This is a genomic window from Haladaptatus sp. AB643, assembly GCF_024136975.1.
Classification (GTDB): Archaea; Halobacteriota; Halobacteria; order Halobacteriales; family Haladaptataceae; genus Haladaptatus.
In genome coordinates, this window is the sequence record NZ_JAMYJW010000003.1 from 104,586 (window position 1) to 129,552 (window position 24,967).

General features: G+C 62.0%; 29 protein-coding genes. 10 read left to right on the forward strand and 19 right to left on the reverse strand.

Features of this window, described 5'->3' with window-relative positions; translation table 11 throughout:
* Window positions 1-28 precede the first annotated feature (28 nt).
* The 5 genes from NKF25_RS07595 to NKF25_RS07615 form a co-directional block, all read right to left on the reverse strand.
* Window positions 29-661 (reverse strand): LysE family translocator, encoded by a 633-nt coding sequence (locus NKF25_RS07595; protein WP_253226093.1) that lies wholly within the window; start codon window positions 659-661, stop codon window positions 29-31.
* A 185-nt stretch (window positions 662-846) separates the two neighbouring features.
* Window positions 847-1,449 carry a LysE family transporter gene (locus NKF25_RS07600; RefSeq protein ID WP_342766317.1) on the reverse strand — a complete coding sequence of 201 codons (603 nt, stop codon included), beginning with the start codon at window positions 1,447-1,449 and terminating at the stop codon, window positions 847-849.
* A 176-nt stretch (window positions 1,450-1,625) separates the two neighbouring features.
* A complete protein-coding gene (locus tag NKF25_RS07605; protein WP_253226094.1) occupies window positions 1,626-1,928 on the reverse strand; it encodes a hypothetical protein in 303 nt (100 codons plus the stop codon).
* A 138-nt stretch (window positions 1,929-2,066) separates the two neighbouring features.
* Window positions 2,067-2,333, reverse strand: coding sequence for a chorismate mutase (locus NKF25_RS07610; RefSeq protein WP_066146042.1), 267 nt, complete (start codon window positions 2,331-2,333; stop codon window positions 2,067-2,069).
* Entirely contained in the window at window positions 2,330-3,175 is an 846-nt protein-coding gene (locus NKF25_RS07615; protein WP_253226095.1) for a shikimate kinase, read from the reverse strand. The genes NKF25_RS07610 and NKF25_RS07615 overlap by 4 nt, the downstream gene beginning before the upstream one ends.
* 102 nt (window positions 3,176-3,277) lie before the next feature.
* On the opposite strand from NKF25_RS07615, the gene NKF25_RS07620 reads away from it, so the two are divergent.
* Both NKF25_RS07620 and NKF25_RS07625 read left to right on the forward strand, forming a co-directional pair.
* The gene (locus NKF25_RS07620; RefSeq protein WP_253226096.1) at window positions 3,278-3,709 is read left to right on the forward strand and encodes a DUF5796 family protein; all 432 of its coding nucleotides are present in this window, start codon (window positions 3,278-3,280) and stop codon (window positions 3,707-3,709) included.
* A complete protein-coding gene (locus tag NKF25_RS07625; RefSeq protein WP_253226097.1) occupies window positions 3,709-3,957 on the forward strand; it encodes a hypothetical protein in 249 nt (82 codons plus the stop codon). Before NKF25_RS07620 ends, NKF25_RS07625 begins: the two co-directional genes overlap by 1 nt.
* Before the next feature lie 35 nt (window positions 3,958-3,992).
* Here the strand turns inward: NKF25_RS07625 and NKF25_RS07630 are convergent, their stop codons facing one another.
* The 3 genes from NKF25_RS07630 to NKF25_RS24185 form a co-directional block, all read right to left on the reverse strand.
* On the reverse strand, window positions 3,993-4,907 hold the full coding sequence (locus NKF25_RS07630) for a cation diffusion facilitator family transporter (RefSeq protein WP_253226098.1): 915 nt from the start codon (window positions 4,905-4,907) through the stop codon (window positions 3,993-3,995).
* A gap of 115 nt (window positions 4,908-5,022) precedes the next feature.
* Entirely contained in the window at window positions 5,023-5,166 is a 144-nt protein-coding gene (locus NKF25_RS07635) for a hypothetical protein (RefSeq protein ID WP_190303790.1), read from the reverse strand.
* Between the two features lie 74 nt (window positions 5,167-5,240).
* Complete coding sequence (locus tag NKF25_RS24185; protein WP_256487797.1) at window positions 5,241-5,375, reverse strand: hypothetical protein; 135 nt, start codon at window positions 5,373-5,375, stop codon at window positions 5,241-5,243.
* A gap of 77 nt (window positions 5,376-5,452) precedes the next feature.
* Here NKF25_RS24185 and NKF25_RS07640 point away from each other — a divergent pair, with 77 nt between their 5' ends.
* The gene (locus tag NKF25_RS07640; protein WP_253226099.1) at window positions 5,453-7,597 is read left to right on the forward strand and encodes a CDC48 family AAA ATPase; all 2,145 of its coding nucleotides are present in this window, start codon (window positions 5,453-5,455) and stop codon (window positions 7,595-7,597) included.
* A 244-nt stretch (window positions 7,598-7,841) separates the two neighbouring features.
* Entirely contained in the window at window positions 7,842-8,369 is a 528-nt protein-coding gene (locus NKF25_RS07645) for a type 1 glutamine amidotransferase domain-containing protein (RefSeq protein ID WP_253226100.1), read from the forward strand.
* A 37-nt stretch (window positions 8,370-8,406) separates the two neighbouring features.
* On the opposite strand, the gene NKF25_RS07650 is transcribed toward NKF25_RS07645, so the two are convergent.
* Window positions 8,407-9,891, reverse strand: coding sequence for an HTTM domain-containing protein (locus NKF25_RS07650; protein ID WP_253226101.1), 1,485 nt, complete (start codon window positions 9,889-9,891; stop codon window positions 8,407-8,409).
* Window positions 9,892-10,006: 115 nt separating this feature from the next.
* A complete protein-coding gene (locus NKF25_RS07655; RefSeq protein WP_253226102.1) occupies window positions 10,007-10,648 on the reverse strand; it encodes a peptidase in 642 nt (213 codons plus the stop codon).
* A gap of 130 nt (window positions 10,649-10,778) precedes the next feature.
* Here NKF25_RS07655 and NKF25_RS07660 point away from each other — a divergent pair, with 130 nt between their 5' ends.
* On the forward strand, window positions 10,779-11,852 hold the full coding sequence (locus tag NKF25_RS07660; protein WP_253226103.1) for a hypothetical protein: 1,074 nt from the start codon (window positions 10,779-10,781) through the stop codon (window positions 11,850-11,852).
* A 17-nt stretch (window positions 11,853-11,869) separates the two neighbouring features.
* Here NKF25_RS07660 and NKF25_RS07665 read toward each other — a convergent pair whose 3' ends face one another.
* The 3 genes from NKF25_RS07665 to NKF25_RS07675 form a co-directional block, all read right to left on the reverse strand.
* The gene (locus NKF25_RS07665) at window positions 11,870-12,961 is read right to left on the reverse strand and encodes a sodium:phosphate symporter (RefSeq protein WP_253226104.1); all 1,092 of its coding nucleotides are present in this window, start codon (window positions 12,959-12,961) and stop codon (window positions 11,870-11,872) included.
* 168 nt (window positions 12,962-13,129) lie between these two features.
* On the reverse strand, window positions 13,130-15,967 hold the full coding sequence (locus tag NKF25_RS07670; protein WP_253226105.1) for a DEAD/DEAH box helicase: 2,838 nt from the start codon (window positions 15,965-15,967) through the stop codon (window positions 13,130-13,132).
* 74 nt (window positions 15,968-16,041) lie between these two features.
* Window positions 16,042-16,998, reverse strand: coding sequence for an NADPH:quinone reductase (locus NKF25_RS07675; protein ID WP_253226106.1), 957 nt, complete (start codon window positions 16,996-16,998; stop codon window positions 16,042-16,044).
* Between the two features lie 52 nt (window positions 16,999-17,050).
* Between NKF25_RS07675 and NKF25_RS07680 the strand changes: the two genes are divergently transcribed.
* The 3 genes from NKF25_RS07680 (at window position 17,051) to sucD (ending at window position 19,894) form a co-directional block, all read left to right on the forward strand.
* On the forward strand, window positions 17,051-17,725 hold the full coding sequence (locus NKF25_RS07680; RefSeq protein WP_253226107.1) for a glycerophosphodiester phosphodiesterase: 675 nt from the start codon (window positions 17,051-17,053) through the stop codon (window positions 17,723-17,725).
* Window positions 17,726-17,885: 160 nt separating this feature from the next.
* Window positions 17,886-19,028 carry an ADP-forming succinate--CoA ligase subunit beta gene (gene sucC, locus NKF25_RS07685; RefSeq protein ID WP_253226108.1) on the forward strand — a complete coding sequence of 381 codons (1,143 nt, stop codon included), beginning with the start codon at window positions 17,886-17,888 and terminating at the stop codon, window positions 19,026-19,028.
* Window positions 19,025-19,894: a succinate--CoA ligase subunit alpha gene (sucD, locus tag NKF25_RS07690; RefSeq protein ID WP_066146076.1), complete on the forward strand. Its 870-nt coding sequence runs from the start codon at window positions 19,025-19,027 to the stop codon at window positions 19,892-19,894. Before sucC ends, sucD begins: the two co-directional genes overlap by 4 nt.
* Window positions 19,895-20,261: 367 nt before the next feature.
* On the opposite strand, the gene NKF25_RS07695 is transcribed toward sucD, so the two are convergent.
* From NKF25_RS07695 to tfe, 4 genes are read right to left on the reverse strand one after another with little or no spacing between them, the layout of a single operon-like run.
* Entirely contained in the window at window positions 20,262-20,963 is a 702-nt protein-coding gene (locus NKF25_RS07695; RefSeq protein WP_253226109.1) for a molybdopterin-binding protein, read from the reverse strand.
* A 35-nt stretch (window positions 20,964-20,998) separates the two neighbouring features.
* Entirely contained in the window at window positions 20,999-21,766 is a 768-nt protein-coding gene (locus NKF25_RS07700; RefSeq protein ID WP_253226110.1) for a DUF5803 family protein, read from the reverse strand.
* The gene (locus tag NKF25_RS07705) at window positions 21,763-22,434 is read right to left on the reverse strand and encodes a DUF2110 family protein (protein WP_066146089.1); all 672 of its coding nucleotides are present in this window, start codon (window positions 22,432-22,434) and stop codon (window positions 21,763-21,765) included. Before NKF25_RS07705 ends, NKF25_RS07700 begins: the two co-directional genes overlap by 4 nt.
* Window positions 22,434-22,961 carry a transcription factor E gene (gene tfe, locus NKF25_RS07710; RefSeq protein ID WP_253226111.1) on the reverse strand — a complete coding sequence of 176 codons (528 nt, stop codon included), beginning with the start codon at window positions 22,959-22,961 and terminating at the stop codon, window positions 22,434-22,436. The genes NKF25_RS07705 and tfe overlap by 1 nt, the downstream gene beginning before the upstream one ends.
* A gap of 262 nt (window positions 22,962-23,223) precedes the next feature.
* Between tfe and NKF25_RS07715 the strand changes: the two genes are divergently transcribed.
* Entirely contained in the window at window positions 23,224-23,544 is a 321-nt protein-coding gene (locus tag NKF25_RS07715; protein ID WP_253226112.1) for an FUN14 domain-containing protein, read from the forward strand.
* A gap of 3 nt (window positions 23,545-23,547) precedes the next feature.
* Here NKF25_RS07715 and gvpO (NKF25_RS07720) read toward each other — a convergent pair whose 3' ends face one another.
* Window positions 23,548-24,048: a gas vesicle protein GvpO, halophile-type gene (gene gvpO / locus NKF25_RS07720; RefSeq protein ID WP_253226113.1), complete on the reverse strand. Its 501-nt coding sequence runs from the start codon at window positions 24,046-24,048 to the stop codon at window positions 23,548-23,550.
* Between the two features lie 17 nt (window positions 24,049-24,065).
* Entirely contained in the window at window positions 24,066-24,329 is a 264-nt protein-coding gene (gene gvpA / locus NKF25_RS07725; RefSeq protein WP_066146101.1) for a gas vesicle structural protein GvpA, read from the reverse strand.
* A 190-nt stretch (window positions 24,330-24,519) separates the two neighbouring features.
* Here gvpA and gvpO (NKF25_RS07730) point away from each other — a divergent pair, with 190 nt between their 5' ends.
* On the forward strand, window positions 24,520-24,954 hold the full coding sequence (gene gvpO / locus NKF25_RS07730) for a gas vesicle protein GvpO (RefSeq protein WP_253226114.1): 435 nt from the start codon (window positions 24,520-24,522) through the stop codon (window positions 24,952-24,954).
* The last annotated feature ends 13 nt before the right edge of the window (window positions 24,955-24,967 follow it).

A 24,967-nucleotide genomic window follows, 5' to 3' on the forward strand; every position in this document is an offset into this window, starting at 1 on the left:
TTTGAGCCGTGGTAACGGTCGAAATCGCCTACGAAGAAACGCGCCGGGCGAGCGCCAGTTTGGCCCCGAAACCGACGAGCACGCTCCCGCTCGCCGTGCGAAGTATTCGTCGGAGGAGGTCGCGCTCGGTAACGACCCGGCGCGCTCGCGCGGAGAACACCGCAAGCAGTGCCTGATAGCAGAAGCCGAGCGTGGCGAACAGCACCCCGAAGAGGAAAATCTGGGGAGCGGCGGAACTCCCCGTCCGAACGAACTGCGGGAGGAACGCGAGGAAGAACAGCGCCACTTTCGGGTTCGAGACGTTGATGAACAGCGCGTTTCGGAAGGATTCGCCCGGCGTGTATCCCGTTCCCTCCGGCGTGATTTCGAACTCCTCTTCGCCGCGGAACGTCTGCACGCCGAGGTAGACGAGGTACACCGCGCCGACGAGTTTGACGGCGGTGAACGCCACCGCGGACGTTCGCAGGATTGCCGACAGACCGAGGACGGCCGCCGTCGTGTGGACGATGCTTCCAGTCGAAGAGCCGAGTGCGGCGGTGACACCGGTCGTCCGTCCGTCGCTGACGCTCCGGGTCAGCGTGTAGAGGCTGTCCGGGCCGGGGGCGACGATGAGAACGAGCGCGGCGGGGATGAAGGCGAGGATAGTCTGTACTGCGACCATGAACCAATCGTCGTGGGCGGTTACGATAAAATTACGAGACGGTATCCTCGCTTCACGTTTTCCCGTTCGATCCCGCGGCCCATCGGGATCGATCTCAAACTGCCCTTATCCCGACCGTGATCGGCTCTGCCGGTTGTAACGTCAGGGCCGCGGCGAGCCACGTTCATCGTGAAAACGCGCGTTCGTCACAGGACGCTCCAGAGAGCGAGCACGCCGAACCCGACGATGATGACCCCTGCCAATCGGTTCACCCGACGCATGATCGAGCGGGTGAATCGTGCGCGGAATACGCTCACGCCGGTACTGAGGACGAACCACCAGAGTGCCGACCCGAGGAAGACGCCGCCGACCAATACTGCGGCGTGGGTGTAGTTTCCGGACATTCCGACACCCAATCCCGTGAAGATGCCGACGAAGGCGATGATCGTCACAGGATTGGTGATCGTCAACAGGAACGTCGAACCGTAATCCCCGGCGAGGCCATGCACATCCGTGGTTGATACCGCCGTCTCCGCTGGCTCGGCCCGAAACGACTGGACGCCGAGATACAGGAGGAGGATACCGCCGCCGATGCGGATACCCACCCGGTAGTCGAGCAGGAGCGACGACACGGCCGTAATCCCGAACCCCGCAATCGCCCCGTACACGGCGTCCGCCGACGCCGCTCCGAGGCCGCTCACGAAGCCCGAACGTCGGCCCTTAGAAAGCGTTCGCTGGATGCACAACACTCCGATCGGGCCGACGGGGGCCGCGATCGAAAACCCGAGAACGATACCGCGAACCAGCACCTCGATTGTGGCTGTCGTTAATAGAGATCACCTCTCGTCAGTTCAAACGTAGCAGTCGTAGATGTACCTTGTGAGTCTGTGACTCATGATAACTATCGACATACTCGCCCACGTTCAGGTTTCGGATTGGTGTTACGGGTATCGTTTACAGTGCCACACTTTTGAGACGGGACGAACTACGGAGCTCCAACGAACCGATGTCGACGGGCCAAATAGAGGCTCGCAATCGGCACGTTCAGCAGCGGAACCAAGACGAACAAGTAGAGGAGGGTTGGCGTCCACTCCGACTGCTCGCTCACGTACGCTCGGTCGTAATAGAGTGCGAACGGGGCGAACAGGGAGAGCGCGTAACTCACGACGAGTAACACAGATGCCGTCTCACCGAGATACCCTGAAACCTGTAGTCCGACGTGCTGTGCGAAGGCAGTGTTCAGGAGCGTTACCGAGAGCCAAAGGAGGAACGAGATGGGTATTGCCAATATTGGAACCCACCAACTCCCGGGGAACAGCACTCTGCGGCTTTGTTTTGTGGCCATGTACTTTCGTCCATGGCAGGGATGCACGCAATCAGTAATAGCTCTTCGTAGCGAGTTCCGAACTGTCCGCTGTGTTAGCTACTACCGATTCTCCCGCTGTTCGACCTTGTTCAGTTCGATGAGTAACCGGAAAATCGCCTTCACCAGATTCGAATCCACTTCGAACTTCTCGGCGTTCTCGCCCGCTCGGTCCATCACGCGCTGTTCCTGTGCCTCGTCGGTCGTCGGGATGTCCTCGACGGACTTCACCTCCGCGACCGTATCGGCGACGTAGGTTCGTCGGGCGATGAGTTCCACCAGTTCGCGGTCGATGGATTCGATCTCTTCGCGCAGTTCGTCCAGGCTCATATCGTTCGGGTTCCGCCCGTCTGTGTTGTCGTTAGCCATGTCGTTCCCTCCAATGAATTCCACCTTTCCCGCACGTCCTCTAAAACCTCCCGCCCGCCGACGGCGACGAAACTCGGTCCCGTCCCCGAAAGCGAGACGCCGTCCACGTCCGGCATGGCGTCCACCATGGGGTCCGCGGAGAAACCGAGTGCGCCACAGAAGGCGAAGCCGTTCACCGTCATCGCCCGGCCGTACTCGCCGTCGAGGGCGAGGTCGGCGACGAGGTCGGCCATCGGCGCGACCTGCCGACAGCGGGAGACGTCGGCATCGGCGGAAAAGGACTGCTCCGGCGGCGTCCACACCAACACGTCCCAGTCCACCTCGTCGCGGGCGAGCAGTTCGTCTTCGGTGTTGTCCGTGACGGTGACGCCGCCGAGCATGCTCGCGCTGGCGTCGTCGAACGCGCCGGTCACGGTGACGCCGACGTCACGGGCCGCTTGCACGCCGATTCGGCAGGCGTCCTCCCGTCGCATCTCGACGTCGAGTGCGGACAGGGTCGCCAACACCGTCGCGTTCGCCGCGGCGCTCGAACTCTTCAGGCCGGAGGCCATCGGGACGTCGCTCTCGGTTCGCACCGTCGCGCCGAATTCCGAATCTTCCGTTTCGAGGACGAGTTCGACACAGCGTTCGATGAGTCGAGCGTCCGCGTCCGGATCCTCCGCTATCTCCCCGCGAATCTCGCCGGAGTCGTCCAGTTCGACGGTGGCGGTGGTTTCGGTGTCGATGGCGAACGCCGACCCGACTCCGGTGGCGAGGGCGTTGAGTATCGTCCCGGCGGCGGGTGCTTTCGCGCGGCCGTGCATGGTCGGCTTTCGCAGGTGGCCGTCTTCAGGGTGGCGGTGGGGGCAACGTTTTGATTGATCCGGAACGCGGGTCTTTTCCCCCTCTCCGACCAACCGTTGGACATGAGTGTCCGCAACGACGTTTCCCCCGACACGCTCGGTATCGAACTCACCGAGGACGGTATCGTCGTCGAATACAAGGACGGGCGTGAGACCTTCTACCACGGCGTTCCGAGGAAGGTGGACGGAACGCTCCGAACCCAACCGGGTAAGCTGGTGCAGGTGCTCGTCACCGATCCGACGGAGACGGAGGGCGTCATGACCTACGTCAACGATCGGGATACGCACGATGACATCCTCGAAGAGACCGGCGTCGGCCGAGTCATCCTGGAACCCGGAGAGGAGGCGGAACTGTTCCCCGGGGTGGCGGTCCACTCGGACGGCTACGCCGTCGAAGTCGAGGCCAGCCCGGAGATCGCGCGAGGCCGCGTGTTCCTCTTCGAGGAAGATGCGATGGGCGAACGGTCGTTCGAGTTCGTGGAAGAGGACGACTGATGCCGCTCGCGAAGCGCTGGCAAGCACTCGACAGGGGAACGGTCGCGGGCACGCCGGAACGCTGGGCGATGTACGAACTGGGGAACGACGGTGAAATCGTGGAGATCGGCGTCGGCGTCCTGCGCGACGAACTGAAGACGGCGTTGACCTACAGCGACGCGACACAGGTTCGTTGGGAGACGTGCCAGTCGCGGGCGCAAGCCGAGGAGTTGGCCGCCGAACATCGGGAACGAGCGGAATTAGACTGATTCGGCGGTTTGCCGAAGCGGAGCGGTTTTTCCGGTCAGTTGATGGGTGAAGAGCTGTGTTGTTCCTCGGCGTCCTTCCACTCGCCCAGTCCCTCCGGGTCCAAGTGGATGTGAACGTCGCCGACGTCGTCGCGCGAGACGAGGTCGTTTCTGAGTTCGGTTTCGATGTCGTGGGCTTCGATGAACGTGTGGTCGGCCGCGACTTCGGCGTGGAATTCGACCTCGTAGACGGTTCCGGCGTGGTACGCGGTGAAATCGTGAAGACCGTGAACGTCGTCGTGGGAGAGGATTTCGTCCCGGATGTCGTCGCGAACCGGCTTCGGTGCGGCGGTGTCCACGAGGTAATTGACGTTCTCCCGCGAGATTTCGACGCCTTGGTGGATGACGAGCAGGCTCACCAGTCCCCCGGCCAGCGGGTCGAGGACGGGAAACCCACCAGCCATTCCCGCCACGCCGATGACTGCCGCACCCGTGGTGTAGAGGTCGTTCTTGCTGTCGGCGGCGAGCGCGGCGAGACCGGCGGACTCGACGTTGCGATTGACCCGTTTCGTGTACCAGTAACAGAACGCGCGGTCACAAAAGGCGAAGGCGAGACCGGCAACGAGGGCGATGCTGTAGGTAGATTCAGGTGCCGAAAGGATGGTTTGACCGGCGTCGTAGAGCAGTTTCAATCCGAGGAGGACGAGCGTGCCGCCGACGAACAGGGCGGTCAGCGGTTCGACCCGGTCGTGGCCATGGGGATGGTTCGTGTCCGGACCCTCGAACGAGAGGCGACCCCAAACGAGCACCACCGCGCTGGCCAGCAAATCGGCCACCGAGTGGGCGGCGTCGGCGACGAGCGCGAGACTCCCGAAGGTGAGTCCGACGCCACCTTCCACCACGATTTTGAGGACGTTCGTCAGGACGTTGGCCCACGACGCTTTGAGAAACTCCTTCCGGTGGTCACCCATTCGTTCTTCCGTGGGGGTCGCGAGGTTAAGAATATATGGATTAGGGCTGACAAATAACTGTTTTAGATTGAGTCTAAATCACATGCCCACACGAGACATGGACGTCGAACCCCCACTACAGTCGACGTGCCATCACCACGATACCGAGGACGATGAGGGCGATTCCCCAGTAGAGCGAGTCGAAGGGGAGGACCTTCAACAGGAGCGTGACGACGCCGGAGGTGAACAGCGACCAACCGATGGTAGTGTTGTATCCCATAGAAGCTACACGGTCACGAATCGTTTCAAGCTATCGGCAGTGAGAAAATCAGGCCGGACGAACCCCTCTTCCTTTCACTGGATATAAGTGGGGTCTTCCGCATCGCAGTTCTCCTCGTGTTGTTCGGCGTCGCTCTGGTCGTCGAACATCAGTCCGCACTGCTCGCACTGGTACCATGTCGTGTCGTCTCGCTCGGTTCGAGCAACCATAATTGTACACTCGGTAGCATCGGACAAAGGGGTTTCTGCGGGAAACCCTGAAGACGGTCCGGTGACGAGTAGGGAATATGACGAAAAAACCGACGGTTGCGCTCACCGTCAGGGGCGCGGAAAAGCGCGACGGCGGACGGGGTATCGCCCGAATCGCCGACGCGGCGCGACAGAAACTCGGCGTGCTGAGCGGCGATACGGTCACGGTCGAAGGCGACGGGGCGACCGTGGTGAAGGTCTGGCCCGCTTCGAGTACGGTGCCGGAGAACACCATCCAGATCGACGCCGAGACGCGGACGAACGCGGGGGTCAGAATCGGTGACGAAGTGTCGGTGTCTCCGATTTCGGTCTCGGACGCGGATTCCATCACCGTCGTTCCGAAGGCCAACTTCTCGATGGACGACGTGGACACGCTGGAGCGAGCGGTGAAACAGGAACTGCTCGACCGCCCCGTTCAGTCCGGTGAGCAGGCGCGAATCGAACGACTCGGCGACGCCGGACTGTTCGTCGTATCGCGGACGAACCCCGGCGGAACCGTCCGCGTGACGAACGACACGGACGTGAAGGTCTCACTCTCGAAACTGACCGAATCCGTCTCGACTCCCCCGTCTAATTCCAACGATTCGACGGACGTGACCGGTGCGGCTTACGAGGACATCGGCGGACTGGACGAGGAACTCCGTCGCGTCCGCGAGATGGTCGAACTGCCGTTGTCGAACCCGGAACTGTTCCGCCGGTTGGGCATCGACCCGCCGAAAGGCGTCTTACTCTACGGGCCGCCGGGAACCGGAAAGACGCTCATCGCCAAGGCCGTCGCCAACGAGGTCAACGCCCACTTCGTCTCCATCTCCGGGCCGGAAGTGATGAGCAAGTACAAGGGTGAGAGCGAGGAGCGACTCCGCGAGATATTCACCGAAGCCAGCGAGAACGCACCCTCGATAATCTTCTTCGACGAGGTGGACAGCCTCGGCGGGAAACGCGACGAGGAGAGCGATATGGAAAATCGGTTGGTCGCCCAGATGCTCTCGCTGATGGACGGGTTGGAATCCCGCGGCGAAGTCGTCGTCATCGGCGCGACGAACCGCGTGGACGCCATCGACCCCGCGCTCCGCCGTGGCGGCCGCTTCGACCGCGAGATCGAGATCGGCGCGCCGGACGAAGGCGGCCGACGGGAAATCCTTGAAGTCCACACCCGCGGCATGCCGTTGGCCGACGACGTGGCCGTCGAACGACTCGCCGCGACGACACACGGGTTCGTCGGTGCCGACCTCCACACGCTCGTTACGGAAGCGGCCATGGCGGCGCTTCGCCGGGCACGTGACGACGGTGCGGACGACGACGCACTGCTCTCGGTCGAGGTGACCCGCGGCGACTTCAACACCGCGCTCGCGAGCGTCGAACCGTCGGCGATGCGCGAGTTCGTCGCCGAAGCACCCGAAATCTCGTTCGAGGACGTTGGCGGACTGAACGAGGCCAAGCGGACGCTCATCGAGGCCGTCGAGTGGCCGCTCTCGTACTCCAACCTGTTCGAGGCGACGAGGACGGAACCGCCGAGCGGCGTCCTGCTCTACGGGCCGCCGGGAACCGGGAAGACGCTTCTCGCCCGTGCACTCGCGGGCGAGAGCGACGTGAACTTCGTCTCCGTCGCCGGGCCGGAACTGCTCGACAGGTACGTCGGCGAGAGCGAGAAATCGGTTCGCGAGGTGTTCGACAGGGCGAGACAGGCATCCCCGGCGATCGTGTTCTTCGACGAGATCGACGCGCTCGCGAGCCAGCGCGACGACTCACACGAGGTCACCGAACGCGTCGTCTCCCAACTCCTGACCGAACTGGACGGGTTGACCGAAAACCCGAACCTCGTCGTCCTCGCGGCGACGAACCGCCGCGAGGCCATCGACCCCGCGCTGTTGCGTCCCGGGCGACTCGAATCCCACATCGAGATTCCGGGGCCGGACGAGGAGGCCCGGCGCAAAATCCTATCGGTGCACGCGGGGGACAAACCGCTCGCGGACGACATCGACCTCGATGCACTCGCGACGGAGTTGGACGGGTTCACCGGTGCGGACATCGAAGCGCTCGTCCGGGGTGCCTCGATGCGGGCCATCCGCGAGGCTGCGGACGAGTGGACGCCCGAAGAGGCGAACGAACGGGCGGACGAAATCGTCATCGAACGGAAACACTTCGACATGGCCCGCGAGTTCGTTCAACCGACGCTCAAGTAGCAGTTCTGACGGGGGTTTTCGGGTGGACCGATCGTTCGCCAGGGATTTGTGAACGACCGAAAACTACAACCGCCACAGTTACGGCTGTAACGAGGAATTTTCGGGGTTCCCTCTCCAGTGCCGTTGTAAATTCGCCCCGTATCCGCCGTCCGAAACGCTGCCCGTTCGGACGGTCGATGCTGGATGTGTCCCTGCCTGTGTAGCCATCACCCTTACCCGACACCGTGACGGAGGACCGTGTGCCATGCGCGCACTCATCATCACCGGAAACGGCGTCGAGGACAGCGAGTTCAGCTATCCGTACTACCGATTGCAGGAGGAGGGGATGAACGTGGACGTGGCGACCCCGGACGGTGGGTCCTTCGAGAGCAAGCACGGGCAGGAGTTCGAAGCCGCGGACATCTCCATCAACGATGTCCGGTCCGACCGCTACGACCTGCTCGTCCTCCCCGGCGGGCGCGCACCCGAGAACATCCGACTCGAAGCGTCGGGGGTGGGAGACATCATCCGCGGGTTCGACGACGAGAGCAAACCCATCGCGTCAATCTGCCACGGTGCACAACTGCTCATCACCGCCGACGTCCTCGGCGGCCGCGAAGCGACCGGCTACTGGTCGATCCGTGACGACATCGAAAACGCGGGCGCGGCGTTCGTGGACGAGGAAGTCGTCGTGGACGGCAATCTCGTCTGCTCGCGAAACCCCGGCGACCTCCCGGCGTTCATGCGGGAGACGCTCGCGAACATCGACAAACTGACCGACGCGCCCGCGTGAAGTCGAACCACGAGCACGTCACACCAGCATGAGCACATCACGCGTCACACGACCGATTCGTCAACTTGACCCGCTCGGTCGGTTCCGGGCCGTCGAGGTTGGTCGGTTGGCGGACGTAGTACACCGAGACGTTGACGAGGTTATCCTTGTGGTTTCGGTTCCAGCGCTGGCAGACGTAATCGGCGAATGCGGGACGGAGCGATTCGTAGCCGGGCAGTTGGAGGTCGAGGAGATACACCAGCCATCGATGGCTGGGAAAACCCATACTCCTGCCCGAGGGGCGACTCCAGCGGACGGCTGACCGGTGGAACGCATCGACGTGGGTTCCGGATTCGAGCGTTCCGGGAACCACGTACCAACCGTCCGTTTGCCGCGGTTCGGGAGCGAACATACTCCATCGGTGTTCGGCCGGATTCACGACGTCGTTCACTTGGTCCGGCGTCTGGACGTAGCCGAGCGTCGCGGCGTTCCAGACGAGCACGAACAGCAGGAGACCGGCCACGACGAGCGGGACGATTCGGCGTCCCGATTTCGAAATCGCGGACGGGACTCGAACGAGCGAAAATTCGGGGAACAACTGCCGACACCGATTTTCGAGGCGAGCCATTCGGCGTGAGTTTACCATCGGTTCGGTGAACTCCGCGGCCGTATCCCAGACGACGCTCGGAAGGAAAAGGAGCAGGGCCGTGATAGAAATCAACGGGAACAGGCCGAGACGCATCGTCAGAAACATCCCGAAGTGCATCACGATGAACATCGATGCGAACACCGCGCGTGACCAACCGGTGAGGAGAATCAACAGCACCGACGCCACGACGATTACGAGCCACAGTCTGTCGAAGGCGTCGAGGGCCGTCGGATAGCTCGAGAGAAACTCCCCGAACCGCGTCAGGACGTTGTGGAGGCTGAACACGTACCGGACCGCAACGCCGCGCATCCATAGGTCGCCACGGAGCTTGAACAGCGCGTTGACGGTGTAGACGGTCACGACTTGGAGCAGTATCCCCGCGGACGCGAGACTGACGACGCGTCGTCGGTGCCCCTCACCGTGAAGCGAATCGACCGAGAAGCGCTCCCCGAGCGGTAGGAAGATGCTCCACAACAGGAGCCGTCGAAGGATGGAATCCCCTGCGTTCAGCAGGACGGGGTTCCGGGCGTGCAGCGAGACGAGCAACACGAACGAAATCGCCGTCGCCAGTCTCGTCCGGTAGCCGAGGAGCAGGGCGACGGCGAAGATTCCAGCGACGACGAACAACGTTCCTTGGAACCACGTCGCTCCCGAAAGGGCGTGAATCGAGAGCCGGGAAAGGCCGGAAAATCGCGCTCTGAGCAGCGAACCCGGTAACACGCCGGAATCGGTATAGAACGCGACGAGATTCTGCGATCGGAGGAGTAAATCCGCGAGCAACAGTACACCCAAGGAAATCCGAAAGAGAGCGAGCGCCCGTGTGTCGATTCCGATTCGACGGGCGAGCGCAGCACGCCCACGAGTACGAACCCCCTCGACCGCAGATATATCCATGGCCGGGAATTTTATCGAATACGTATAAGTCTTCTATATTTCATTTAATGGGTCGGTTGCCGTCCATTCGTGTGAGAACGGAGTCTCAGTATGTCGTCAAAAGCGTTCGACCCACTCACCTCGAAAGCGTCACGTCGAAAACTCGCCGAATGGCATCGACCTGGATCGACAGCGGCAAACTCGGTTGTACCGACGCGCCGCTGGTTCCGTCCCCGTCCCGTGCGTGCGTGGCCGCCTGCTCCGGCGTGCAGGGCAAGTGGACGAATCCCATCGGAACGTCCCGACCCTCCCGCTCCAGATACGCCCGCGTCGAGTACAGCGCGTTGTTACAGAGGTGCGTTCCAGCCGTGTTCGAGACGGCCGCCGGAATCCCAGCGTCGAGCAGGGATTCGACGGCGGGAACGACGGGGAGCGTGGCGAAGTAGGCCGCGCGGTCGTCGCCGTCGATCCGTTCGTTTCGTGGCTCCACGCCCGCGTTGTCCGGCGTGCTCCCGCTGTCGTTGACGTTGATTCCCACGCGTTCGACGGTGATTCCCGGCCGTCCTGCCGCGAGGCCGGTGGCGACGATTGCGTCCGGGTCGTGGTCCTTGATGTGTGCCTGCATTTCCTCGGCGGCGGATCCGAACTCGACCGGGAGGACTTTCCCGACGACTTCGTGGCCCGCGATTTCCTCGCCGTCGAGTTCGTTCGCGACCATCTCGCTCGGGTTCTCGTCGTCGCCGCCGAACGGTTCGTAGCCCGTCAGGAGGAGTGTCATGAGTGGTTGGTTTTCGCGGGAGCGGCTTAGTTGGTCACTTCGCGGAAACGGAGGCATCCCGTCCGTTTGCCGCTCCGACCGTCCGGCACACAGCGTTTATACGACGCTGGGTCGACACTCATCCCGTCAGATGCCGTTCGGTGAGATGACCGGGTATGCGGTCGTCGGTTTCATCGCTATCGTTTCCCTGATACTTTCGGCGCAGGTCGTCGTTCGAAAGCTGGTACGGGTGGCGAAGTACTACCAGATATCGGAGGTCGTCATCGGAATGACGGTCGTGTCGATCGGGACGAGCCTTCCGGAAATCGCGTCACACCTCGTTGCGTCGTATCGGATCGTCTCCGGGGTCGGGCAACCGAAACCGGTCTCCGCGGCAGTCCTCGGCGGTAACATCGGGTCGGACGTCGTCCAACAGACGTTGGTGCTGGGACTGGTCGTCCTAACGGTCGGCGGACTTCGATTTTCGCGTACGTTCCTGCTTCGGGATTACGTCCCGATGATCGGGACGACGCTGATCACGTTGGCGCTCGCGTGGGACGGCATGTTCACGCGAGTGGACGGCGCGCTGTTGGTCGGGTTGTTCGTCCTCTACATGTACTTCCTGTACACGACGCGGAACGAGATCATACAAGAGCAGGGTACCGGTCCGCCGTCCGAAAATCCGTACCGGGACCTGTTCGTCGCCTTCGTCGGGCTGTTGGCCCTCGTCACCTCGGCACACTTCCTGTTCCGAAGCGTCGAGTTTTTCGTCAGCCGAACCGCGCTCGCGGGGTCGCTCATCGGCGTGCTCGTGCTCGGTATCGGTGCGGCGTCCCCCGAGATGACGACTGCCATAACGGGGTTGCGAGAAGGCGCGGAGGGAATCTCGCTGGGAACGCTGATCGGAAGCAACATCACGAATCCGTTGTTGGGCATCGGTCTCGGCGCGCTCATCTCGACGTATCACGTTCCGAAACCACTGATATACTGGGACCTCCCCATGGAGACCTTGACGGCGGGTATCCTGCTCACGTATCTACTGCTGAAGGACGACCTCGGGAAACGGTTGGGAGCCGTCGCCAGAAAACTCGGCATGGACCGAGCGGCGATTCCGTTCGAATCGGTCGAGGAGCGCCATCTGGGACGCGTCGGTGCCCTGCTGTTGATCTTCCTCTATTTCGTCTACCTCTACGTCAGAATCGTCCATTTCCCCCGCGATTTCTGACCCCGGAAGGGGTGCCGTCATCCAAGGAGGATGAGCAACAACGGAACGAGGAGGAGGGAGACGAGAAAGCCGATGAAGTAGGCGACCGTCCCGATGAGTTCGTCCTGCATCGTGTCGATGAACGAGGTGTAAATCGGGTACGTCACGAGCGAGAGGAGCGTTACGACGAGCCCGATGCTCAACAGCAGAACGACGGTCATCACACCGGTTGAGGTTTGGAGGGCGAACGCGACGATGAGGGTATCGAGCAGGGTACCGATGTTCGCCCCGAGGATGTACGGGATGATCTCGTCGCGTTTGATGTGTCCACGGTTGTAAAGCGGGACGATCACGCCCAGTGAGAATGCGATGCTCGTCGTCAATCCGGTGATGATGAGTCCGATTCCGAACGAGACCCACTTGTTCCCCAAACGGGAGAGGTATCGTCTCCGGAGTCGCTGCTTGTCGAAATCCTTCAGTATCCGGTCGAACAGCCGCAGGCTCAGGAGGATACAGGCGATCGCCACGAGGAAGGCGATTCCCGCCCCCAGAACCTCGATGAGTCCCTCGGTTACGATCGAGAAAAAGGAGGGGTTCGATAGCTGCGTCGCGGAAACGTCCCTGCTTACCGGAGCCGTGGTGCTAACGAGCGGCATCGAGAGATAGCCGAGAACCATCACCGGGAGGTAGATGGTGTACGTGAGCAGGAAGGTGAGCAACCCCATCCGCACGGATTCCCGGAGCGAGTCGCTTTCCGTATTGAGGTAATCGAAGGCCCCGATGAAGATGACGATGGCGGCCGCACCGAGTCTTGACCCGATTATCATCAGGTACAGCTGCGAGGAAACGATGACGTGCGAATTGAACAGGGTAAGGGCGAGCGCGGCGACGATCGAACCGTTCGCGAGGACGTACGAGGCGAACCAACTGGCTCCGAGAGCCGGAACGTCTCCGACGACGACTCGACCCAGATTCTGCCGTAAAAACGGTGCCAACGCGTCGGTTGTCGCACCCAACAATCGAACGGCGAACAGGAACAGTGCGACCGCTGCGAGCACTTTCAACGACAGTACGACTCTGGACTGTCCGGCAAGCCGGTCAGAAATGGCATCCCTGCTAATGGTCCCCACCGCTAGAGTCTACTTCCCGTATCGTCTAAACGATTTTCTCACGTTTCTGGTGGGAAAGATGACAAAATAACTCCCTCCCCTGAGGAGAGATTTACCACCGCGGGGAGACGATTCACGAACGAGCGTTCGGTGTCGGGGGTTTCCGGCGTGACCTGCAGAAAAGCCCGGTCAGTCCCAAAACGCCTGCGTCCGGGCGTACTGCCGTTCCCGGGCCAGAATATCGCGGTAGAAGTCGTCCTCGTCCTCACGCAGTTTGGCGATGATGCGCGCCGCGTTCTGTGGGCCGACGCCGCGGGCGGCCAGCGCGATGACGGCCTGCTTGCCGTGACTCTGAACCAGATTCGCCGCGTTGTACGCCCGCCGCGTCATCTTCTCCTGTTCGTCGTCCTTCTCTTCGGCTCGAACCGCCGTGACCACCTCGTCGGCCCACGGGTTGAGCGCGGCGACGCGGGTCGAACCGCACTGCACGCATTTGGGCTGGTCGTTGATTTTCTCGACGGTCGTCTTGCGTTGCCAGTCCTGACAGTGCAGGCAGAACAGGAGGACGCGGTCGTTTCGAATCCGCTCCTTGACGGTCTTGATGACGCTCGCGTCGGCATTTTCGGGCGCGAGCAGTTCCCTACCCGAGGAGCGCCCGCCGCTTCCGACCGGGGTTCGCCCGCCGGTCGTGACGACGTCGATGTCACCCGCGTGAATTCCGCGCAGGATTTCCTCGGTCGCATCGACGGCGAGGTCGTCGTGGAACACCTCCCGCACCGCTTCGTCGTACATCGGCGTGTCCTCCAGCGCGCCGAGGAGACGGCCCATCGACACCGGTCCGCGCCCCTCCCAGCGGTTCAGCGACCCGAACTTCGCCGCGACCTGCGCGAGCGTGAACTTCAGCGTATCCGAGTGTTTCAACGAGAGTTCGATGAGCGGGCCGACGTGCTCGGGGTCGGTCTCCCGGAGGACTTCCACGACTTCGTGACCGTCGACCTTTCCAGGTACGTCCAACTCGATCCGATACGGGTCGATCTCCATTCCGACCGAGGACCCGGTTCGCTGGCCGACCAGCGACGAGAGCATCCGTCCGAGCGTCTCGTTCACCTTGTGGCCGTAACAGGCGTTGACGACTATCTTCCCGGCGGCGAACTCCACGACGATTCGGTCGGCCGTCGGAATCGGGGATTCCGTCTCGGCCTGCCGATCGAGTTGCGACAGCGCGGATTCGGCGGTATGCTGGTCGGTCGAATAGCGGTTCGTGAACTCGCGGGCGACCCCCTCCATCGGTGCGCCGCGTTCGAACTGCGGACCGGCAACGGCGCGCATCTCGCCGACCTCTTGGGCCACCTCGAACGGCACGGGAATCTCTTCGCCGACCCACGACGGAACCTCGCCGCCGGGGTCCTCGATGGGCGAGACGTTCACCCTGCTCTCGTCGTCGTCGATTTCGGCGATGCGCCACATCTCGCCGCGTTGGATGAACACCTCGCCGGGTTCCGCGAAGTTGACGACGAACCGTTCATCGAGGGTTCCGATTTGCGACCCGCTGGCGATGTCGTGAACGGTGTACGTCTCTTCGTCGGGAATCATCGACAGGTTGGCGTAGAAGTACTGCCACGTCTTGCCCGACTTCTCGATTTGGTCGTCCTCCTCGTTCAGCCAGACCAACCGGTTGCTCTGGACCTCCCGCACGACGCCCTTGAACGTCTCCTCGTCCAGATCTCTGAAGGGGTAGGCCCGCGTGACGATATCGTACGCTCTCCGGGCGTCGATTTCCCCGAAGTCCATGACGAGGCCGACGATTTGGTTGGCCACCGTATCCAGACTCGCGTGGTGGATGTGGGCCGGTTCCACGTCGCCGTCGGTCGCCCGCCGTGCGATGGCCATCGCCTCCAGCGCGTCGTCCTCGTTCGAGGTGACGATGGTGCCGTTCGACACCTCGTCCATGCGGTGGCCCGCGCGACCCACCCGCTGAAGCAAGCGAGCGACTTCACGCGGGCTTTGATACTGGACGACGTGGTCGATCCGACCAACGTCGATGCCCAGTTCCATCGAGGAGGTACAGAGCAGGGCGTCGAGTTTTCCGTCCTTGAAGCGGTCCTCCACGTCGATTCTGGCCTCCTTCGAGAGGCTACCGTGGTGGACGCCGATATTCGTCCCGAGTTCCTTGAACCGCGACCCGAGCGCCTCGGCGGTCTGGCGCGTGTTGACGAAGACGAGCGTCGAGTCGTGGGTCTCGACGATGTCACGAATCGCTCGGACGTGACTGGCGATGTCCGGGTTCGTCATCAACTCGCCCGCCAGTCGCTCGTCTTCCTCGCTGATCTCGGGTTCGTGCACCCGGAAATCCACCTTGCTCCCGGCGTCCACCTCGATGATTTCACAGCCCCGATTTCCGGTGAGGAACCTGCCGACCTCTTCCGGGTCGCCGACAGTCGCCGAGAGGCCGATTCGCTGAAAGTCGCCCGACAGTTCGTGCAGACGCTCCAGTCCGATGGTCAACTGTGCGCCGCGCTTCGCGCTGGCGAGTTCGTGCACCTCGTCCACGACGACGTGATGGACGTCCTCCAGTGCCGTCCGCAACTTCGACCCCGTCAGCATCGCCTGCAGGGTTTCGGGTGTCGTCACCAGTACGTCCGGCGGGTCGTTCGCCTGCTTCTGGCGCTGGTAATCGGTCGTGTCGCCATGGCGCACGTCGATGTCGATGTCGAGCGTGTCACCCCACCACTCCAGTCGCTCGCGCATGTCGCGGTTCAGCGCCCGAAGCGGCGTGATGTACAGTACCGAAATCCCAAAGCGTGGCTCCGCCTCCACTACCGCATCGAACACCGGCAACATCGCTGTCTCGGTCTTCCCGGTCCCGGTCGGCGCGATGACGAGTCCGTGCTTCCCCTCGGCGAGGGGCGGAATCGCGCGCTTCTGGGGTTCGGTCGGCGTGGAGAAACCTCTTACCGAGAGCGCCGCCCGCACCTCGTCGCCGAGTCGCGCGAAGGCCGCAGAACCCACGGCCCGCCTGTCCTGCATCGTATTTCGGTTAGGGAGCGAAGCGAATTAAGCGCGTTGCCCGCCCCGTTCTATTCCCGGATTTTCGTCGATTTCTATACTTCGACGACCAATTTTCCGAGGAAGCTCTTTTCGAGCACGTCGCACTGTGCCTCGTCCACCTCGGAGAGCGAGTACGTTCCGGCGATTTCGGGGACGACCTCGCCGTCCGCGACGAGGCGGGCCAGTCGTTCGAGCACCGCCGAGATGTCCGGCGTGTTGAACATGCTCATCAGCGTTATCGTCAACTCCTTCGAGCGCGCGGCGGAGACGTTCTCGAATCCGGCCTCGGCGTCGGTGTTGCCGATGCCGACGATGCGCGCGCCCAGCGCCGCCACGTCCGCGTCGAACTGGAGGTAGTCGTCCAGTCGATGGTCGAGAATCACGTCAGGGTTGCCCGCCTCCTCGACTGCTTCCGCGAGGTGGTCCCGGTGGTAATCGAGGACCGTATCCGCGCCGACGGCTTCGAGGCGTTCGTGGTACTCCTCGCTCGCGGTGGTGACGACGCGCGCCCCGGTGGCGGCCGCGAGTTGCACGGCAACGTGTCCGACGCCGCCGCTGCCACCGTGGACGAGGCAGGTTTCGGCAGGTTCGAGGTTTCCGTGGTCGATGAGCGCCCGCCACGCCGTGACGCCGACGAGGGCGACCGCCGCCCCTTCGTCGAACCCGACGCCATCGGGGAGACGGGCGACCGTGTCGGTCGGCGTCGTGACGTACTCGGCACAGGTTCCCTGTCGGCTATTTCCGAGACCGGTTCCGAAGACGCGGTCGCCGACGTCGAACGCCTCGACTTCGTCGCCGACGGCCTCGACCTCGCCCGCGAAATCCGACCCCGGAATCCACGGCAGGTCGCCGGGTCGATACGATCCCTCGCGGAAGTACGTGTCGACGGGGTTGACCGTCGCGGCGCGAACCGCAACGAGGAGTTCGTCATCCTCGGGTTCCGGTCGGTCGATCTCTTCCACCTGTAGCACGTCCGGGCCGCCGTGTTCGTGATAGCGTACTGCTCGCATGTGAAGGGCAACGAAGGGAAGGAAAATAAGTCCGCAGGGGTGAGTTGTGGGTATGTCTACATCGGATTCACCCCAGCACATCGCCCATCGTGGTTTCGCCGACGACTACCCGGAGAACACGCCCCTCGCGTTCGAGAACGCGGCAGCGCACGCGGACGTGATCGAGATGGACGTTCAGCGTTGTGGATCGGGCGAACTCGTGGTTTTTCACGACGCGAAACTCGGGCGGCTGACGGACAGCCATGGGACGGTGCAGGACACCCCGTGGTCCGAGCTTCGGGAACTGACGATACTCGATTCCGACGAGACCGTTCCGCGACTCGAAACAGCGCTCGACGCGGTTCCGGACGGGACGGGGATCAATCTGGAGCTGAAACACGGCGGGATGGCGGAGCGAGTGTTGGACGCCGTTGCGAGCGTGGACAACGACGTTCTCCTGTCGTCGTTCGATTCGCAGGTGCTTCGGAATCTCCGAACCTTCGACCCCGAGGTTCAGTTGGCCTACATCAACCAGCGCGGCCCGAACTGCATCGACACGGCCGTCGATCTGGACTGTGCTTGCGTCCATCCCAAACTGGACATCTGTGATTCGGAATTCGTGGACCGAGCACACGACGCCGGACTGGCGGTGAACTCGTGGACGGTGCGGGAGGAATCGGAGGCGACCGCGCTCGCCGAGGCAGATGTGGACGGTATCGTTTCCGACACGCGGAGCGTCTTCCGATAGCTATCACGGGAAACGGCCCCCTCGAATGTGACAATGTCACATGGTGTACGTCACATAGAATTGTCTGCAGTTCTGAATGCGATTAAAAATGTGGTTTCGGACGTAACCTTGGGTGTGAACCGTCGGGATTTAAGCGGCGTGGCAACTCCCTTTCGAGTGCATGAGGCTACACGAGTACCAGGCGAAGGAGGTGTTCTCCGACGCGGGAATCCCGACGCCGGATTCAGCGCTTGCGGAGAGCGTTGACGAAGTCGTCGAAGCGGCGGAGGACATCGGCTACCCTGTCGCGGTAAAGGCGCAAGTACACGTCGGCGGTCGCGGAAAGGCCGGCGGCATCAAACTCGCCGAGGACCGCGAGGAGGCCGAAGAGGCCGCAGAGGACATTCTCGGAATGGACCTCAAAGGGTACACAGTTGAACAGGTGTTGGTCGAAGGGGCCGTCGATTTCGTCAACGAACTCTACGTCGGCGTGACGATGGACCGCGGCGAGGGCAAACCGGTCGCCATGGTCTCCACCAAAGGTGGCGTGGACATCGAGTCCGTCGCCGAGGAGACGCCGGAGGCCATCGCACGGGAGCACATCGACCCGGCGTTCGGGATGCACCCGTACCAGGCCCGCAAGGCAGTGTTCGACGCAGGCGTCGACAAGGAAATCGCGATGGACGTCGCCAGCGTCCTCACGACGCTGTACGACCTCTGGTCGGACAAGGACGCGAGTGACGCGGAAATCAACCCGCTGATGGTCACCTCGGACGACGAGGTCATCGCGGCCGACGCCGTGATGAACATCGACAACGACGCGCTGTTCCGTCACCCCGACCTCTCCGAGATGGAGGAGGACGCCTACGAGGACGACCTCGAACGCAAGGCGGGCGAGTACGGCTTCGACTACGTCCGACTCGACGGCAACGTCGGTATCATCGGCAACGGTGCCGGACTGGTCATGACCACGCTCGACCTCGTGGACTACTACGGCGGCACGCCCGCCAACTTCCTCGACATCGGTGGCGGCGCGAAGGCCGAGCGCGTGACCAACGCGCTGGACATGGTGTTCTCGGACGAGAACGTCGATTCGGTCGTCTTCAACATCTTCGGCGGCATCACCCGCGGTGACGAGGTTGCCAAAGGTATCAACGAGGCGCTCGAATCGCTCGACGAGATTCCGAAACCCGTCGTCGTTCGACTCGCCGGGACCAACGCGGAGGAAGGAATGGAAATTCTGAACACCGACCTCGTTCAGGTCGAAGCGACGCTCGAAGACGCGGTTCAGCGTGCTGTCGAAAACGCGGAGGACAAACAATGAGCATTCTCGTAGACGACGACACCCGAGTGGTCGTCCAAGGTATCACTGGCGGCGAGGGTAGTTTCCACGCCGAACAGATGATGGAGTACGGAACGAACGTCGTTGCCGGTGCGGTCCCCGGCAAAGGCGGGCAGGAAGCACACGGCGTGCCCGTTTACGACACTGTGCACGAAGCGGTCGAGGAAGAGGACGCCGACGCGTCCGTCATCTTTGTCCCACCGGCGTTCGCGGCCGACGCCATCTTCGAGGCGCTCGACACGGACCTCGACCTCGCGGTCGCCATCACGGAAGGCGTCCCCACACAGGACATGTCGAAGGTGTACAAGCGCCTCTCGGAGACCGACACGCGACTGCTCGGTCCGAACTGCCCCGGCATCATCACGCCGGGCGAATCGAAACTCGGTATCCTCCCCGGCAACATCTTCGAGTCGGGTAACGTCGGTCTCGTCTCCCGCTCGGGGACGCTGACCTACCAAGTCGTGGACAGCCTCACCCAGCGCGGCATCGGGCAGACCACCGCCATCGGCATCGGCGGCGACCCGATCATCGGCACGGACTTCATCGACGCCCTCTCGCTGTTCGAGGACGACGACGACACGGACGCCGTCGTCATGTGCGGTGAAATCGGTGGCGAGGACGAGGAAGAGGCCGCCGCGTTCATCGCGGAGAACATGGACACGCCGGTCGCTGGCTTCATCGCAGGCCGCACGGCCCCGCCAGGAAAGCGCATGGGCCACGCGGGCGCAATCGTCTCCGGCAGCGGAACCGGTACCGCGGAATCCAAGATCAACGCGCTCAACGACGCGGGCGTCCCCGTCGGCGACACGCCGGAAGAAGTCGCTGACAACATCGAAGACTTCCTGTAAACAGGGAGTTTTCTAGGTTGCGGATTTTTGTTTCCAATTTTTCCGTCTCGGGTTACTCCGATAACGAGGATATGTTCTTGTCCGTAGAATAGCGAATTAGAGCCAGCAGCGATCGTGAGATCCCGGTCGTTTTCTCCATAAAATAGAGGTCGTGGTCGAACGTCGATCGAAAACTCTCGCTCATCGAGAAAGTCCGAACGGAAACGACTCGCCGCGGGCGCGAGGGGTAATTCTCAAATCTTAAGAGACAGGGACGACAACCGGCGGGTATGATTCCACTCGAAGCGGTTCCCGCAAACTCGGCAGGCATCGTCGTTCTCGTCGTCGGACTGGCAATCACGATTGCGTGGATCGCCTACTTCTACCGTTAGGCGTCCGTCTCGTCCGGCGCTTGGACTCGCTCGCGTAACCACTCGACTGCGTTTTGGACGGTCGCTTCGTCCGTCCCCTCGATCTTGACGCGCACGTAGTCGCCCGGATAGCTCCCGACTTTCACGTCGAATCGCTCGCGGAGTTCCTCGAATCGGTCGATGAGCGCGCTCTCGGGTTCGCCCGCCGCGACGGTGCCAGTGAAATAGGGGTCTCCGTCGAACTCGTCGGCGATTCGCTCGAACATGGCGTGCATCTCGTCCGGCACGCCGGGCAGGACGTAGATGTCCTCTATCTCCGCGCCGGGAGCGACGCCGACCTCGTTCGGGAGCATGCGTGCCCCCTTTGGAAGGTGGGCCGTTCCGGTCGTCAGATCGGCGTGTGAGTAATCCGAGTGCTCTTCGATCCACTGGACGGCTTCCTCGTGTTCCTCGACGGGGACGCCGACGGCCGCCGCGATGCCCTCCATCGTCAGGTCGTCGTGGGTCGGCCCCAGACCGCCGGTGACGATCACGGCGTCGTACTCGGCGCGGGCCTCGTTCACGACGCGGGCGATGTCGGCCACGCGGTCGGGGATGACGAACACCCGTTCGACGGTCACGCCGCGCTCGGTCAGTTGCTCACCGATCCAGGCGGCGTTCGTGTTGACAGTGTCTCCGGAGAGGATTTCATCTCCGACGGTTACCAACGCAACTCGCATACCCGAATCGTAGGCGGGGGTGAAGAAAAGTGCTCTTACATTCCGGGCGGCGGCCCGTCGCCCATATCGTCGTCGGAGATGTCCATGTTGAGACCCATCTCCTCGCGCTGTCGTTCGAGTTGCCGAATCTGGTAGCGGTAGTAGGCCAGACCGCCGAACCCGACGAGCAACGCCAGCGCGACGATTCCGGCGAATATCCACTTGTCCCGGACCAGGTAGTACCGCACCGAGATGCTGTCGGATTTCACGGGTTGGGACCAGACGATATGCTCGCGTCCGTCCTGCATGCTCGTCTCGTAGCTACCGGGGCGCACGTCGCTCAGCAGGAACGTATCGACGCGCATGCCGCGAGGGATGGTCACTTCGTACGTTCGGTCTTCGAGGTAGGTCGGGACGTAGAACGTCTTCCCCTGTCTCGATACCGTGTACGCGAGTTTTCCGGGTCCCTTGGGCGGTCGGATGATGGTCGAGGATTTCGTCTTGTGCACCGAAATCTGATCGGCACCGACGACGGTCCCGTTCGGATACTGGAACTGCACGCCCGAAATTTCGACGGGGGCCTCCTCGCCGAAGGATTCCTCCTGGTGAATTTCGAGCGTGTCCTTCTTGTCGAGGTTGTAGACCGCTTGATACTGCCCGCTCGTGACGTTGTAGGTCACGTCCTCGGATGTTTTCCAGTCGTACGTCGCGTTCTTGTTGAGTTGCTGCTGGCTGATGTCCCCCGGGCCGAACACGGAGGAACACCCGGCACTGGCCGCGAGGAGGGCGAGCAGGGCGAACGCGAGGACGAACCGTTTTCTCATGGAATTACACAGCGGATTTCGGCCGGGATGTAGCCGCCGATGCTGGCGAGCAGTCCCGGCGGGTCGGTGTTTTCCGTACAGATAATGCTCTGTTCCAACACGCCGAGTCGTTCGACGGTGACGATGTCGTGGGCATGGCCCGCACGGTTGACCGTCGCTCGAACTTCGCCGCGTGTCGCGCTGTTGACGTTCACCCGTCCGGTGCCACGCGACCAGTCGAACAGGCGGTCACGCTCGGCGTCTGAGAGGCGCGATGTGCCGTCCTCCGCGTAGACGAATCCCATCGGCATGTGCTGAACGAGGCCGAACCGTTCGATCACCTGCTCGGGTTTGCCCGGGCCGAGTCCGAGTTCGGACGCCGGGATCCGAACGTCCTGTCCGGCGTCGAGGACGAAGCCGTCGTCGTCCCACGATTCGAGCGTGCCGACGTACGTTTCGCCGTCGCGCAGGTTGGGCGTGATTTCGCCCCACTCCTCGCCGAGGATGTTCCGGGCGACGACTTCGTCCTCGCCCTCCACGGTAACCGAGACGAAATCGTCGTGCCTGACGCCGATGTCGAACTCCACGTCGAGGTCTCCGAGTGCGTTTCCGACCAGCGATTCGAGACCGTCCAGCGCGCGGTGCTTTGCGTCGCCGGTAACGTACACTTTTGTTGCGAGAACGACCATTATGCACCGAGTGTTTCGACGTTGAGTACGTCTTCTAGGTTGTGGATTCGCTCCTCCATCGAGTCGACGAGCATCGAGTTCTCCATGGATTCGAGCGGTGACCCGCATTCGGGACATTCGAAACCGAAGTCCATCGCCTCGCCGAATTCGAAGCGGAGCGAGCAGATCTCACAGAGATAGAACTCGTGGTTGCGCTCGTACTCTTGGCGCTGTTTCAGCGCGTCGAGCAGGCGGTACATCTCCTCTTCGAGATTCTCCGGAATCTTGTCGTACTCGAACGTCCAGAGATAGGTGAGCCATCCCGAATCCTCGTCGCGGAGGCGTCGGTAGGTCGCCAAGTCGTTCTCGTAGAGGATGAACAGCGCGCGTCGAACGTCGTTGAGTTCGAGGTCGAGTTCCTCCGCGAGTTCCTCGTCGGTCACCTCACCGTCCGGCGGCGCGGCCGCGACGGGCATTCCTTTCGGTCCGACCAGTTCGTGAAGATATTTCTGAATCACCGGGTCGCTCAGTAAGTCCTCGAAAGCCATTGATACGTTATACCGGGTTGTTCATCTGTTTAAAACCATCGGGAGAGGGTTGCGGGGTTGCGTTGACATCATCATCTCGACGGCTGAAAGTGGAACCCGAATGTTCGGCCGTTCAAGCGTAATTCACAGATCAAAAGATATGTATACTCGTTGTTGCGATGAATTGAAAACCACGTATGGTATCGATTTTACACCGCTAGAGAACGTTCAACATCGACCAAAACCACAAGAAACTTAACCTATCAGTGTTCTGAGTGGGACGATGCAAGTCGGGATAGACCCTCAACAACTCGGACTCCAACTGGGAAGTGGTGCCGTCATCGGTGGCGTCATCGGATTCGCCGCGAAGAAAGTCGCAAAGCTCATCGCGGTCATCATCGGCCTCGAACTCGCCCTGTTCAAATTCCTCGAATCGCGCGGTATACTCTCTGTCGACTGGAACAAACTCTCCGCAGGAGTAGTGAAAACCGGTCAGGCCGCCGGAAGTAGTCAGCCTCCCTCGTGGGTAACGACCCTCCTCTCGACGCTCTCGGTTAGCGCCGGGTTCGTCGGCGGGTTCATGGTCGGGTTCCGCAAAGGGTAATCCCTACCACTCCTGACTGTCGCCGCGCCTGTATCGCTCCCGCAATCGATAGCCGGTTACGTCTCCCGACTCCGACAGCGCGATAGCGTACTGTCCGAGGATGTCCTGGGTATCCGGAACCGCGCTCCGTTCTACCATTTCGACGACGACTTGCCAGCCGTCTTCGTCCTCGGTTATCTCGATGATGCCGTCGAGCGGATGCCCGACCAAATCGTTGGCGACGTCCTCGACCGTCTCGCGGACGGCCATCACGTCGAACTCGCCGTCCCCGCTTTCGTCCGATTCGTCGCTCTCCGAGCTATCCTCCGCTTCCTCCTCGTCCGGGGAATTATCGCTCACGTCTTCTTCCTCGTCTCCGTTTTCGGACCCGGCTTCTTCCTCGTTTTGGCCGTCTATCGTCTCGTCGTCCGAATCGTGCTGATAACAAAAACCGTCGTCCTGTGCCGGACGGGTGCACCGCTCGCCGTCGTCGGTGAGCGCCCGACACTGATCTGCTTCGGACATCGTTCGTCACACTGTGCTTACGACGAACTGGCCTCGGGGGACGCGACTTCGACCTGTTCGAAGTCCACCTCGTCCTCCGAGGATGCTCGTTCTAACTTCGCCATCTCCTTTGCGTAGTGGAGGAACGTGTCGACCGATGCGACGACGACACGCGCCTCGACGGTCAGTACTTCGATACCGACCACGGAGATACGCGCCCACACGTCGATAACGACGCCTTTGTCGAGAATGCGGTCGAGAACGTCCGCGAGACTCGAAGAGTTCGGGTTTGCTTCTACCATAGTTGATCACGGGAACCGAATCCCTACGTTGGGAAATCCAGGCGAACGCTATTTCAGGATTCGGGCCGAGCCTGCAAGTTACTTTTAAGTGGATTCGTTTCGGCACCCGATTCCGGTTACGAAGTCGTATGCACTCGTTACGGGCGCATAAGTTATGCAACTCGATGACGACACGTTTGGGGAGGGAACGATGACCGAACAAACAAGCGACTCCGAAAGTGGCGAGTTCGACGATGTACTCGACCAACTGTCCGAGGCCGTCGAGGACCGGGACGGTTCGTCGGAGCGCACCGAAGCGAACGAGTCCGACATCGAGGAAATCGTCGAAAGCGACGACGAAATCGGCCTTTACGAAGCGCGGAACGTGGGTCGTGCCATCGCGAGCGACCTCATCGGGTCGCCGCTCGACGGTATCATCGAAGTGGGGGAACGGGACGAAGACGGCTGGCGAGTCGTCGCGGAGGTGGTCGAACGAAACTCGATTCCGGATACGCAAGACGTTCTCGGACGGTACGTCATCGGTCTCGGACCGAGCGGCACCGTCCAAGGGTACGGACGGGCGGGACGGTATCGTCGCGGCGATACCGGCACGCAGACGGAAATCTTCGAAGCCGAGGAACGCTAACGCCGACGCCGAA

Bases quoted from the DNA above. Each gene is read 5' to 3' on its own strand.
- NKF25_RS07645 (WP_253226100.1), top strand. From the start codon at position 7,842: ATGCGCGCACTCATCATCACCGGAAACGGCGTCGAGGACAGCGAGTTC.
- NKF25_RS07640 (WP_253226099.1), top strand. From the start codon at position 5,453: ATGACGAAAAAACCGACGGTTGCGCTCACCGTCAGGGGCGCGGAAAAG.
- NKF25_RS07680 (WP_253226107.1), top strand. From the start codon at position 17,051: ATGTCTACATCGGATTCACCCCAGCACATCGCCCATCGTGGTTTCGCC.
- NKF25_RS07635 (WP_190303790.1), bottom strand. From the start codon at position 5,166: ATGGGATACAACACTACCATCGGTTGGTCGCTGTTCACCTCCGGCGTC.
- NKF25_RS07705 (WP_066146089.1), bottom strand. From the start codon at position 22,434: ATGGTCGTTCTCGCAACAAAAGTGTACGTTACCGGCGACGCAAAGCAC.
- NKF25_RS07620 (WP_253226096.1), top strand. From the start codon at position 3,278: ATGAGTGTCCGCAACGACGTTTCCCCCGACACGCTCGGTATCGAACTC.
- NKF25_RS07595 (WP_253226093.1), bottom strand. From the start codon at position 661: ATGGTCGCAGTACAGACTATCCTCGCCTTCATCCCCGCCGCGCTCGTT.
- NKF25_RS24185 (WP_256487797.1), bottom strand. From the start codon at position 5,375: ATGGTTGCTCGAACCGAGCGAGACGACACGACATGGTACCAGTGCGAG.
- sucC (WP_253226108.1), top strand. From the start codon at position 17,886: ATGAGGCTACACGAGTACCAGGCGAAGGAGGTGTTCTCCGACGCGGGA.
- NKF25_RS07615 (WP_253226095.1), bottom strand. From the start codon at position 3,175: ATGCACGGCCGCGCGAAAGCACCCGCCGCCGGGACGATACTCAACGCC.
- gvpO (WP_253226114.1), top strand. From the start codon at position 24,520: ATGACCGAACAAACAAGCGACTCCGAAAGTGGCGAGTTCGACGATGTA.
- NKF25_RS07650 (WP_253226101.1), bottom strand. From the start codon at position 9,891: ATGGATATATCTGCGGTCGAGGGGGTTCGTACTCGTGGGCGTGCTGCG.
- gvpA (WP_066146101.1), bottom strand. From the start codon at position 24,329: ATGGTAGAAGCAAACCCGAACTCTTCGAGTCTCGCGGACGTTCTCGAC.
- NKF25_RS07610 (WP_066146042.1), bottom strand. From the start codon at position 2,333: ATGAGCCTGGACGAACTGCGCGAAGAGATCGAATCCATCGACCGCGAA.
- NKF25_RS07675 (WP_253226106.1), bottom strand. From the start codon at position 16,998: ATGCGAGCAGTACGCTATCACGAACACGGCGGCCCGGACGTGCTACAG.
- NKF25_RS07700 (WP_253226110.1), bottom strand. From the start codon at position 21,766: ATGAGAAAACGGTTCGTCCTCGCGTTCGCCCTGCTCGCCCTCCTCGCG.
- NKF25_RS07655 (WP_253226102.1), bottom strand. From the start codon at position 10,648: ATGACACTCCTCCTGACGGGCTACGAACCGTTCGGCGGCGACGACGAG.
- NKF25_RS07625 (WP_253226097.1), top strand. From the start codon at position 3,709: ATGCCGCTCGCGAAGCGCTGGCAAGCACTCGACAGGGGAACGGTCGCG.
- NKF25_RS07660 (WP_253226103.1), top strand. From the start codon at position 10,779: ATGCCGTTCGGTGAGATGACCGGGTATGCGGTCGTCGGTTTCATCGCT.
- NKF25_RS07715 (WP_253226112.1), top strand. From the start codon at position 23,224: ATGCAAGTCGGGATAGACCCTCAACAACTCGGACTCCAACTGGGAAGT.
- gvpO (WP_253226113.1), bottom strand. From the start codon at position 24,048: ATGTCCGAAGCAGATCAGTGTCGGGCGCTCACCGACGACGGCGAGCGG.
- tfe (WP_253226111.1), bottom strand. From the start codon at position 22,961: ATGGCTTTCGAGGACTTACTGAGCGACCCGGTGATTCAGAAATATCTT.
- NKF25_RS07695 (WP_253226109.1), bottom strand. From the start codon at position 20,963: ATGCGAGTTGCGTTGGTAACCGTCGGAGATGAAATCCTCTCCGGAGAC.
- sucD (WP_066146076.1), top strand. From the start codon at position 19,025: ATGAGCATTCTCGTAGACGACGACACCCGAGTGGTCGTCCAAGGTATC.
- NKF25_RS07670 (WP_253226105.1), bottom strand. From the start codon at position 15,967: ATGCAGGACAGGCGGGCCGTGGGTTCTGCGGCCTTCGCGCGACTCGGC.
- NKF25_RS07630 (WP_253226098.1), bottom strand. From the start codon at position 4,907: ATGGGTGACCACCGGAAGGAGTTTCTCAAAGCGTCGTGGGCCAACGTC.